Origin of the sequence: Pseudomonas sp. PS01298 (genome assembly GCF_029959745.1) — a bacterium.
Lineage (GTDB): Bacteria > Pseudomonadota > Gammaproteobacteria > Pseudomonadales > Pseudomonadaceae > Aquipseudomonas > Aquipseudomonas aylmerensis.
Genome location: NZ_JASCPP010000016.1, coordinates 1 through 11,656, shown reverse-complemented (window position 1 = coordinate 11,656; position 11,656 = coordinate 1). Strand labels below are relative to the sequence as shown.

The window sequence follows — 11,656 nt, the reverse complement described above, 5'->3', positions numbered from 1 at the left end:
AGGAGGCACACCTGCCGCCTGGAACAGTAGGATTAAGCTTGAACAGCCGTGAATCAGCTTTTCGTCGCTCGCCATACCTTGCCAACCACCGACACCACGGCCAACACCACCGCCCCCGCAATGATCCCCGCCACCGCATTCAGCAAGGTCGGCATCAACCACGCCAAGCCTGCGGTGCTCTGGCTGACCGTCTCGATCCAGTGATGCACCACCGGCACGCCATGGGTCAGGATGCCACCGCCGACCATGAACATCGCCGCCGTACCAATCACCGACAGGCTTTTCATCATGTACGGCGCCGCGTGCAAGATTGCGCCGCCGATGCTGCGCGCCATCTGGCCGGGCTTCTGGGTGAGCCACAGGCCCAGGTCATCGAGCTTGACGATGCCGGCCACCAGGCCATACACGCCAATGGTCATGACGATGGCAATGCCCGACAGCACGACCACCTGCTGCATCAACGGTGCAGCGGCCACGGTGCCGAGGGTGATGGCGATGATTTCCGCCGAGAGGATGAAGTCGGTGCGGATCGCGCCTTTGATCTTGTCCTTTTCGAACGCCACCAGGTCGGTTGCCGGGTCGGCCACGGCCTCGACCAGATGCGCCTGCTCTTCGGTGCGTTTGTGCAGGAAGGTGTGTGCGAGCTTTTCAAACCCCTCGAAACACAAGTAAGCCCCGCCCAGCATCAACAGCGGCGTGACCGCCCAAGGCGCAAACGCACTGATCAACAGCGCCGCCGGCACCAAAATCAGCTTGTTGAGAAACGAGCCCTTGGCCACCGCCCATACCACCGGGATCTCCCGTTCGGCGCGTACTCCAGAGACCTGCTGGGCGTTGAGTGCCAGGTCATCGCCGAGGACCCCGGCGGTTTTCTTGGCGGCCATCTTGGTCATCAACGCCACATCGTCGAGCACCGCAGCGATGTCGTCGATCAGTACCAGCAAACTGCTTCCTGCCATTGGGGGACTTCCTGCCGTGAGAATGCCGCGAATATAACGCGGATCACTGCCGATCTGCTGTTGATCTTGCTCACCGGGTGGGAGCTGGCTTGCCGGCGATGGCGGTCTCCCCGCCTGCGTGATGAACGGGGCATCAGGGCTGCCAACCACCGCCCAGGCTCTGGATCAACGCCACACTGCCCTGGCTGAGCTGCCCTTGGGTGTCACGCAGGTTCTGTTCGGCTTGCAGCAACACCAGTTGCTGGGTCAATACCGTCTCGCGACTGACCGTACCCGCACGCAATTGCGCCTCTTGGCTGCCGAACAGTTGCTGGTTGCGCTGGTAGACCTGCTGGAAGGCATCGGCCTGGGTTTGCAGGTGATTGATCGCCGACAGGTTGTCCTCGACGTTCTGCAAGGCGCTGAGCACCGTGCCACGGTAGTTTGCGGCGATCTGGTCGTAGCTGGCCTCGGCCTGTTTGACCGCGGCCTCACGGGCGCCGCCGTCGAAGATCGTCTCTGCCAGCGCCGGCCCCAGGGTCCAGATGCGGTTGGGCAAGGAGAACAACCCGCCCAAGGCACTGCCGCGATAACCCAGCTGGGCGGTCAAATCCAGTGTCGGAAAGAACGCTGCCTCAGCCACACCGATTTTCGCATTGGCCGCTGCCGCCGAGCGCTCGGCCGCCACCACATCCGGGCGCCGTTGCAGCAAGGTCGACGGCAGGGTCAGCGGTGGGCGCGGCACGACAAAGCTGAAGTCATTGCGTGGCGCCACGCTGAATTCACTCGGCGCCATGCCCACCAGCACCGCCAATGCGTGTTCATATTGCTCGCGGTCGCGCTGGGAAGTCTGCAGGTCGGCAATCGAGGTGGTCAGTTGGTCCTGAGCCACCAGCAGCTGATCGTTAGTCGCCACGCCTTGGGTGAACTGGGCCTGGATCATGGCCAGCAACTGCTGGTTGATCGCCTGTTGCTGCTGGAGCAGGCGCACGTCGATATCCATCTGGCGCAGCGCCAGGTAGTTACTGGCCACGCTGGAGCTGATCGACAAGCGCACCCCGGCCAGCAACGCATCGGATTGCTGCGCGGCGGCCTGGCTTGACTCGATGCCGCGACGCACCTCGCCCCACAGGTCCGGCTCCCAGCTGGCGGTCAACGTCGCGCTGACGCTGTTTTTCACGCCCGTCGACGTGGTGCTGCTGGACGTGGTGCCGTCACCGCCCTCGCCGCGCGAGCCGGACAAGCCCACGCCCACCGTCGGCCAGAGCCCGGCGCGGCTCGACGCCACTTGCGCCTGGGCCAGCCGATACGCGGCTTCAGCGGCAATGATCGACTGGTTGGCCTGGGCCGAGCGCGCCACCAGGTCATTCAACACCGGGTCCTGGTACGCCAGCCACCATTGGCTGTCCAACGCGCCCTGGGGATTGGACGCCGCGCGTTGCCATTGCGCGCCCTCCTTGAAGGTCTGCGGCAGCGGCATCGCAGGCTTTTGATAGTCGGGCCCGACCATGCAACCACCGAGTACCAGGCTTAACAACAGCACGCTGTCTGTGAGTTTCATGCGCTTGCTTCCTTATGCCGTCCCAGGCGCTGGGACGCCCGGTCGAGCCACAGGTAAATCACCGGGGTGGTGTACAGCGTCAGCACCTGGCTGAGCAGCAACCCGCCAATAATCGAAATCCCCAGCGGCCGGCGCAGTTCCGAGCCATAGCCGGTGCCCAGCACCAGCGGCAGCGCGCCGAGGATCGCCGCCAGGGTGGTCATCATGATCGGCCGGAAGCGGATCAGGCACGCACGGCGAATGGCCGCCTTGGCCGTGAGCCCGAATTCGCGCCGTTCAGTGATCGCGAAGTCGATCATCATGATCGCGTTCTTCTTGACGATGCCGATCAACAAAATCACGCCCACCAGCGCGATGATCGACAGTTCGGTGCCGGTCAGCAGCAACGCGATCAAGGCACCGACACCCGCCGAAGGCAAGGTGGAAAGAATCGTCAGCGGGTGCATCAGGTTTTCATACAGAATGCCCAGCACGATGTACACCGAGAGCAATGCCGCGACGATCAGCAACGGCTCGCTGGCCACCGACGACTGGAACACCTGGGCAGTGCCGGCGAACTGCCCGACCACACTGGCGGGCATGCGCAGTTGCTTCACCGCGTCGTCGACCAAGGCGGTGGCCTGGCCGATGGACGTGCCGGGCGCCAGGTTGAACGAGACCGTTACCGCCGGAAAACTGCCCTGATGACTGATGGAAATCGCCGTGCGCGCCACCGAATCATCGGCAATCGCCGACAGTGGCACCAAGGTCGACTGCGCCGCCAGGTTGGGCGCGACGACGCTGCCTTTGCTGGCCAGCGCCGCGCTGCCCACCGGCACATAAATGCCCTTGAGCGCCGACGGGTCGGTCCAGTATTCGGGGGCGATTTCCATCACCACGTGGTACTGGTTGGCGGCGCGGTAGAGGGTCGAGACCTGGCGCTGGCCAAAGGCGTCGTACAGCGTCTGGTCGACGGCCGACATGCTCACCCCGAGCCGCGCCGCCGTGTCGCGGTTGATGCCGACATTGGCCAGCAGGCTGTTGTCCTGCTGGTCGGTGTTCAGGTCGGTCAACTGCGGCAGCTTGCGCAACACAGCCACCACCTTCGGCACCCACTCGTCCAGGGATGACTGGTCATCGGCGGTGAGCGTGTACTGATATTGCGCGCCGCTTTGCCGGCCGCCTACGGTGATGTCCTGCGCCGACTGCAGAAACAGCTTGGTGCCGGGCAAGTCACCGAGGGCGTGGCGGATTTGCCCGATCACCTGGGTGGCGTCGTCCTTGCGCTCGCCCAGTGGCTTGAGCAGCACGAACATCTGCGCACTGTTGACCGCCCCACCGCCACCGCCGCCGCCACCGACAAACCCGGCGGCGGTTTCCACATTGGGGTTGGTCATGACCTTGCGGTTGATCTCGGTGAAGTCCTTCTGCATTGCCCCGTAGGAAATGCTCTGGTTGGCCAGGATGCTGCCCTGCAGGCGGCCGGTGTCTTCCTGGGGAAAAAAGCCCTTGGGCACCAGCACATACAGCACCCCGGCCAGCACAATCACCAGCACCGTGACCAGGCCCATCAGGATCGAATGCTCGATGACCCACCCCAGGGTCCGGTCGTAGAAACGGTGAAAACGCGAATCCGGGTGTTCATCGCCTTCGTGCACCTCCTTGGGCGCGCGCAGCAACACGCTGGCGAGCATCGGCGTGACCGTCAGCGAGATCAGCATCGAGATGACGATCGCCACCGACAGCGATACCGAAAACTCACGGAACAGCCGCCCGACAATCCCGCCCATCAACAGCAGCGGAATGAACACCGCGACCAGCGACACGCTGATGGTCAGCACAGTGAAGCCGACCTCCTTGGCGCCATTCAGCGCGGCCTGGACCCGGCTCTCGCCTTTCTCCAGGTGGCGCATGATGTTTTCCACCACCACGATGGCATCGTCCACCACAAACCCGGTGGAAATGGTCAGCGCCATCAACGACAGGTTATTCAGGCTGTAGCCGAGGAAGTACATCGCGCCGAAGGTGCCGAGCAACGACAGCGGCACCACGATCGCCGGCACCAGCGTGCTGCGCCAGTCGCGGAAAAACCCGAACGTCACCAGCGTCACCAGCAGGATCGACGCCAGCAGGGTCACTTCCACATCATGCAGCGAGGCGCGGATGGTGGTGGTGCGGTCCATCAACAGGTTGAGCTTGATCGACGCCGGGATCGAGCTTTGCAGAAACGGTAGCGAGGCTTTTACCGCGTCCACCGTGTCGATCACATTCGCGCCGGGTTGCTTGAACACCACCAGCAACACCGCCGGCTTGCCGTTGGACAGGCCGAAGTTGCGCAGGTCCTGCACGTCTTCGCGCACGTAGCCGAGGTCCGCGATGCGGATCAGGTCGCCGTTGTGTTCCTTGACCACCAACGGGCCGTAGTCGTCGGTGTTGAGCAGCATGTCATTGGCGCCAATCCCGTAGGAGCGGTCACCGATTGCCACGTTGCCCTTGGGCAGGTTGGCATTCGAGGCACTGATGACCTGGCGCACCTGCTCCAGGCTGACGCCGTACTGGTTGAGGCGATCCGGGTTGAGCTCCACGCGCACCGCCGGCAGCGCACCGCCGCCGACCGTCACGTCGCCGACGCCGGTGGTCTGCAACAGTTTCTGCTCCAGCAGGGTCGAGGCCACGTCGTACATCTGCCCCGGCGTGGCGCTGTCGGAGGTCAGGCTGATGATCATGATCGGCGAGTCGGCCGGGTTGACCTTGCGATAGGTCGGGTTGCCGGACAGGTCGCTCGGCAGGTTGGTGCGCGCCGCGTTGATCGCTGCCTGCACGTCGCGCGCGGCGCCGTCGATATCGCGGTTGAGGTCAAACTGCAGGGTGATGCGGGTGGAGCCGAGGCTGCTGGCGGAGGTCATTTGCGTGACCCCGGCGATCTGCCCGAACTCGCGCTCCAGCGGCGTGGCCACCGAACTGGCGACGGTATTGGGGTCGGCGCCAGGCAACGAGGCACTGACGCTGATGGTGGGGAAATCCACCTCCGGCAACGGCGCCACCGGCAACAGCATAAAGGCCAGCGCGCCGAACAGCGCCAGCCCCGCCGCCATCAGGGTGGTGGCGATGGGGCGATGGACAAACGGCGCGCTGAGGTTCATTGCGCCGGGTCCGCTTCAACCGGGCGCCGGCTGAAGCGCTGTTCCAGCCCGTGCATGGCGAGGAAGATCACCGGGGTGGAAAACAGCGTCAGCAACTGGCTGAGCATCAGCCCGCCAATGATCGCGATGCCCAGTGGATGGCGCAGCTCCGAGCCGATACCAGTGCCCAGCGCCAGCGGCACCGCGCCGAACAGCGAGGCCATGCTGGTCATCAGGATCGGCCGAAACCGCAACTCCGCCGCCTGCCGGATCGCCGCCACCGGGGTCAGCCCGCCCTCGCGCAGCAGTGCCAGGGCGAAGTCGACCATCATGATGCCGTTCTTCATGACGATGCCGATCAACAGCACGATGCCGATCAAACCGATGATGTCGAACTGCGTGCCAGTGACCAGCAGCGCAAGCAACGCGCCGAGGGCGGCCGAAAGCAACGTCGAGAGGATCGTCACCGGGTGCACGAAGCTCTCGTAGAGAATCCCCAGCATCAGGTACACCACCACAATCGCCGCCACCACCAGGAACACCTGGTTGGACAGCGACGCCTCGAACGTCGCCGCCGCTCCCTCAAGGTTGGCCTGCACCGACAGCGGCAGGCCGACCTTGGCCTCGATGTCCTTGAGGCGGGTCACCGCTGCGCCAAGGGTTTGCCCCGGCGCGAGGTTGAACGACACATCCGCATAGGGAAATTGCCCCAGGCGATTGATGGTCACCGGGGTGCGCACCACCTGCATCGTGGCCATGCTCGACAGCGGCGCCACGCCGCCGGCGGGAATGTCCACGTACAAGCCGGTGAGCAGATCCGGCAGGTTGCGCGGCGGATGATCGGTGGCGATCACCACGTGATACTGGTTGAGCTGGGTGTAGATCGTCGACACCTGGCGCTGGCCAAACGCGTCATACAGCACATCGTCGATGGCTTGCGGGGTGATGCCCAGGCGCGAGGCGGTGGCGCGGTCGAAGGTCAGCTGGATCTGGTTGCCAAACTGCATCGCCTGGCTTTGCACGTCGGTGAACATCGGGTCCTGCTTGATCGCCGCGAGCAGCTTGTTGGTCCACTGCTCCAGCTCATCCGGGTCGGTGGCTTGCAGGCCCAGGCGATAGCTGGTGGTGGACACCGTGGCGTCCAGCGTCAGGTCCTGCACCGAGTGCAGGTACAGGCGAATGCCGGCATCGTCGGCATTGGCATCGGCGAGGCGGCGGATCACTTCGGTGCTGCTGTCGCGCTCGCCTCGGGGCTTGAGGTTGATCAGCAGGTTGCCCTGGTTGATGGTCGGGTTGGTCTGGTCGATGCCGACGAAGGACGACAGGCTCTGCACCGCCGGATCCTTGAGAATCCGCGCGGCCAGGCGCTGCTGCTCCACCTGCATCTGCTGGAACGAAATGGTCGGCGCCGCCTGGGAAATCCCCTGGATCAGGCCGGTGTCCTGATCAGGGAAAAAGCCCTTGGGCATCAGCACCAGTGTCACCAGGGTCAGGGCTGCGGTGAGCACCACCGAGATCAACGTAAGCGTGCGGTGCGCCAGCACCCAATCGAGGCCCCGCACATAGTGCGTGTTGATGCGGTCGAAGAAATCCACCCGGTGTTCCTGCTGCCGGTGCTTGAGCATCCGCGCGCACATCATCGGCGTGAGCGTCAGGGAAATCAGCGCGGAGATCACGATAGTCACCGCCACGGTCATGGCGAATTCGCGGAACAGCCGCCCGACCACATCGCCCATGAACAGCAACGGGATCATCACCGCGATCAGCGCAATCGACAGCGAGATGATCGTGAAGCCGATCTGCGCCGAGCCCTTGAGGGCCGCCTCCAGCGGCGAGTCACCGGCCTCCAGGTAGCGCGTGATGTTTTCGATCATCACGATCGCGTCATCCACCACAAAACCGATGGCGATGGTCAGCGCCATCAGCGTCAGGTTGTTGAGGGAAAAGCCCATGGCATAGGCCACCGCCAGCGTACCCACCAGCGTCAACGGGATGGTCACCGCCGGAATGATCGTCGCCGCGACGTTGCGCAGGAAGATGAAAATCACGATCACCACCAGCGCGATGGCCATGGCTAATTCGTACTGCACATCGGTGACCGACGCGCGGATGGTCTGGGTGCGGTCGGTGAGCACGTCGACCTTCAATGTGGCAGGCAAACTGGCGCGCAGCTTGGGCAGCAATTGCTGCACGCGGTCGACCACCTGGATCACATTGGCGCCAGGCTGGCGCTGGATATTCAACACAATCGACGGCGTGCTGTTGGTCCAGGCGGCCTGGCGCGGGTTTTCGGCGCCCTGGGTCGAACTGGCGATCTGCGACAGGCGAATCGGCGCGCCGTTCTTGTAGGCGATCACCAGGTCGCGGTACTCCTCGGCCGATTGCAGTTGGTCGTTGGCGCCGATGGAATACGCCTGGAACTTGCCGTCGATATTGCCCTTGGCCTGGTTGACGTTGGCGGTGCCCAGCGAGGTGCGCAGGTCATCCAGGGACAGGCCGAGACTGTTCAGCGCCGAGGTATTGGCCTCGACCCGCACCGCCGGGCGCTGGCCGCCGCTGATGGTGACCAGGCCGACGCCGGTGATCTGCGAAATTTTCTGCGCCAGGCGCGTGTCGGCCAGGTCTTCGATCTTGGTCAGCGGCAGCACATCGGAGGTCAGCGACAGCGTCAGCACCGGCGCGTCCGCCGGGTTGACCTTGCTGTACACCGGCGGGTACGGCAGGTTCGCCGGCAGGAAGGTACCGGCCGCGTTGATCGCCGCCTGCACTTCTTGTTCAGCGACATCCAGGGACAACGACAAGTCGAATTGCAGGGTCACCACCGAGGCGCCGTCGGAGCTGGTGGAATTCATCGACTTGAGACCCGGCATCTCGCCGAGCTGGCGCTCCAGCGGCGCGGTGATCGAGGAGCTGACCACATCCGGGCTGGCGCCGGGGTATTGGGTGAAGACCTGGATGGTCGGGTAATCGACCTCGGGCAACGCCGACACCGACAGCAAGTGGTACCCGAGCAACCCGAGCAAGAGCACGGCCACCATCATCAGCGTGGTTGCCACCGGGCGTTCGATAAAGGGCTGCGAGACATTCATGACCGGCAGCTCCTTACTGGGCGACGACTTTTACCGGCGAACCGTCGTCAAGTTTATCGGCACCTTCGGTGACCACCTGCTCGCCAGGCTTGACGCCGTTGTCGAGGATCGCCGAGACATCGCCCATCGACGGCCCGGTCTTGACGTTGCGCAGCGCGGCCTTGTCGCCGTTGACCACAAACACGAAATCCCCCTTGCTGCCGTGCTGGATCGCCCGGGTCGGCACCACGGCGACCTGGCTCAAGGTGTCGGCCTTGAGACGCGCGTTGACGAATTGGTTGGGGAACAGCGCATCACCTGCGTCGTCGAACTGCGCCTTGACCTTGATCGTGCCGGTGCTGGTGTCGACCTGGTTATCCAGGGCCAGCAGGCTTCCGGTGGCCAGCAGGGTCTTTTTATTGCGGTCGTAGGCCAGCACGGTCACGCTGCCACGGGCCATGGCCTGGTCGATGCTGCCCAGGTCATCTTCGGGCACGGCAAACACCACCGTGGCCGGGTTCATCTGGGTAATGACCACAATGCCGGTGGTGCTGGTGGTGGTCACGTAGTTGCCGGGGTCGACCAGCCGCAAGCCAACCACGCCATCGACCGGCGAGGTGATGGTGCAGTAGCTCAGTTGCACCTCGAGGTTTTGCACATTGCCCTGGTCGGCGGCGACGGTGCCCTGCTGCTCCTGCACCAGGGCGGCCTGGGTATCGAGGGTTTGCTGGCTGGTGGAGCCGGCCTTGACCAGGTCGCGATAGCGGGCCAGGTCGCGCTGGGCATTGCTCAACACGGCCTGGTCATGCGCCAGCGTGCCCTTGGCCACCGCCAATTGCGCCTTGAGCGCACGGTCGTCGATGCGGGCAATGACCTGGCCTTTGCTGACGTGCTGGCCTTCCTTGAATTCGACGCTGCTGAGGATGCCGTCGACCTGGCTGACCACCGTGACGCTGCGTGTCGGGGTCACGGTGCCGAGGGCGTCGATGTACACCGGCACATCCTGCAAGGCGACGGGCACCACGGCTACCGGTTCACCTGTGGGTGCAGGCTTGCCCTTGTGCTGCGCGGTGAAGAAATGGAGACCCAGGACAATCGCCAGTACCACCAGGACGACGCCCGCCAGCCAGGCGAACGTGCGTCGTTTGCTTTTCTCCACGGTTTCTCTCTCGAACGCCGAAATCAGGATAGACCGACCGCTGCAATGAGTCGGTGGCTGACCTGAACTCTAGCAGCGCGTCCGGCCTATGCCTGTACAACCTTGAATGCGTTCAGCATCAAGACAGACAATCTGGCGCAAGCCCCCGGCCTGCAAGGCCTGGAGTAGGATTCTTGAGCGCTGCGCAAGGCCGGTGCTACCATGCGCAACCGCCTGTCCTGGCAAGGAAAACCCTGGTTTATGAGCACCATTCGCGAGCGCAACAAAGAAAAGATCCTGCGGGCGGCCAGCGAGGAGTTTGCCGACAAGGGCTTCGCCGCGACCAAAACCAGCGACATCGCCGCCAAGGCCGGGCTGCCCAAGCCCAATGTCTATTACTACTTCAGGTCCAAGGACAACCTCTATCGCGAGGTGCTCGAAAGCATTATCGAGCCGATCCTGGCAGCGTCCACGCCGTTCAACCCCGAGGGTGAGCCGTCGGTGGTGCTGAGCAACTACATCCGCTCGAAAATCCGCATCTCCCGCGACCTGCCCTTCGCCTCCAAGGTGTTCGCCAGCGAAATCATGCACGGCGCGCCACACCTCAGTGCCGACCAGGTTGAACAGCTCAACGCCCAGGCCAAGCACAACATCGACTGCATCCAGAACTGGGTAGATCGCGGCCTGATCGCCGCCATTGACCCCAACCACCTGATGTTCAGCATCTGGGCCGCGACGCAGACCTATGCGGATTTCGATTGGCAGATCTCGGCGGTGACCGGAAAGGCCAAATTGGACGAGGCGGACTATGAAGCGGCGGCGCAGACGATCATCCGGTTGGTGCTCAAGGGGTGTGAGCCGGACTGATGGAGGATGGTGTTTGCATCGCAGGCAAGCCAGCGCCTGCACTTATGCGGTGCTGAACACAAAATGTTCGAATCCCTCCACCCCCAGTGGGAGCGGGCTTGCTCGCGAAAGCGGCTTTCCAGACACATCCTGCCAAAAGCCTGGCGCCCAGCATTGATCGGCGAGATCTAGCCTCTCAGGACACCACTTGAAGAGAGGCCATGGAATGCCTGATTTAGCCACTTCACACCGCCTGCGTATCGGGCGGTTCAGCGAATCGAACCGTGTCTACCTGATCACCACCAACACCCACGAACGCCTGCCGATATTTCGCGACTTCCACCTCGGCCGCCTGGTGGTCGGGCAATTCCGGCTCGCCCAGTACCAAGGGCTGGCCAACTCCCTGGCCTGGGTGGTGATGCCAGACCATTTCCACTGGCTGATCGAACTGCAAAAAGGCTCCTTGGGAGACCTGATGTGCCAGGTGAAATCCAAAAGCACCCGCACCGTTAACGGCGCCAGCGGTCGCAAAGGCAGGCTTTGGCAAACCAGCTTTCATGATCGTGCGCTACGAAAGGAAGACGACCTGGTGAAAATGGCCCGGTATGTGGTGGCTAATCCATTGCGGGCCAACTTGGTAGAACGAATCGGCGACTATCCGCTGTGGGATGCGATCTGGGTTTAGTGCCGAGACCGCATCGCCGCTTTCGCGAGCAAGCCCGCTCCCACACTGGATTGCATTCCAAATGTGGGAGCCGGGTTGTTGGGGGGATTGGGGTGATCCGTTGTGGGAGGTGAGCCGGGTTTAGTGCCGAGACCGCTTCGCCGCTTTCGCGAGCAAGCCCGCTCCCACATTTGGACTGCATTCCGAATGTGGGAGCCGGGTTGTTGGGGGGATTGGGGTGATCCGTTGTGGGAGGTGATCCGGTTTAGTGCCGAGACCGCTTCGCCGCTTTCGCGAGCAAGCCCGCTCCCACACTTGGAATGCATTCAAAATGTGGGAG

General features: G+C 63.4%; 7 protein-coding genes. 2 read left to right on the top strand and 5 right to left on the bottom strand.

The window, feature by feature from the left end; genetic code table 11:
• Positions 1-53: 53 nt before the first annotated feature.
• The 5 genes from QMX97_RS08850 to QMX97_RS08830 all read right to left on the bottom strand — a co-directional run bounded on the left by QMX97_RS08850 (position 54) and on the right by QMX97_RS08830 (position 9,827).
• Positions 54-959 carry a DUF808 domain-containing protein gene (locus tag QMX97_RS08850; RefSeq protein ID WP_282396747.1) on the bottom strand — a complete coding sequence of 302 codons (906 nt, stop codon included), beginning with the start codon at positions 957-959 and terminating at the stop codon, positions 54-56.
• A gap of 133 nt (positions 960-1,092) precedes the next feature.
• Complete coding sequence (locus tag QMX97_RS08845) at positions 1,093-2,499, bottom strand: efflux transporter outer membrane subunit (protein ID WP_065901575.1); 1,407 nt, start codon at positions 2,497-2,499, stop codon at positions 1,093-1,095.
• Positions 2,496-5,621, bottom strand: coding sequence for an efflux RND transporter permease subunit (locus QMX97_RS08840; RefSeq protein ID WP_282396746.1), 3,126 nt, complete (start codon positions 5,619-5,621; stop codon positions 2,496-2,498). The genes QMX97_RS08845 and QMX97_RS08840 overlap by 4 nt, the downstream gene beginning before the upstream one ends.
• Positions 5,618-8,689: an efflux RND transporter permease subunit gene (locus tag QMX97_RS08835; RefSeq protein ID WP_282396745.1), complete on the bottom strand. Its 3,072-nt coding sequence runs from the start codon at positions 8,687-8,689 to the stop codon at positions 5,618-5,620. The genes QMX97_RS08840 and QMX97_RS08835 overlap by 4 nt, the downstream gene beginning before the upstream one ends.
• A 13-nt stretch (positions 8,690-8,702) precedes the next feature.
• Positions 8,703-9,827, bottom strand: coding sequence for an efflux RND transporter periplasmic adaptor subunit (locus QMX97_RS08830; protein ID WP_282396744.1), 1,125 nt, complete (start codon positions 9,825-9,827; stop codon positions 8,703-8,705).
• 240 nt (positions 9,828-10,067) lie between these two features.
• Here QMX97_RS08830 and QMX97_RS08825 point away from each other — a divergent pair, with 240 nt between their 5' ends.
• Together QMX97_RS08825 and QMX97_RS08820 are read left to right on the top strand one after the other, a co-directional pair.
• Positions 10,068-10,673, top strand: a complete 606-nt coding sequence (locus QMX97_RS08825) for a TetR/AcrR family transcriptional regulator (RefSeq protein WP_282396743.1) — start codon at positions 10,068-10,070, stop codon at positions 10,671-10,673.
• Positions 10,674-10,878: 205 nt separating this feature from the next.
• The gene (locus QMX97_RS08820) at positions 10,879-11,337 is read left to right on the top strand and encodes a transposase (RefSeq protein ID WP_201143830.1); all 459 of its coding nucleotides are present in this window, start codon (positions 10,879-10,881) and stop codon (positions 11,335-11,337) included.
• Positions 11,338-11,656: the final 319 nt, after the last annotated feature.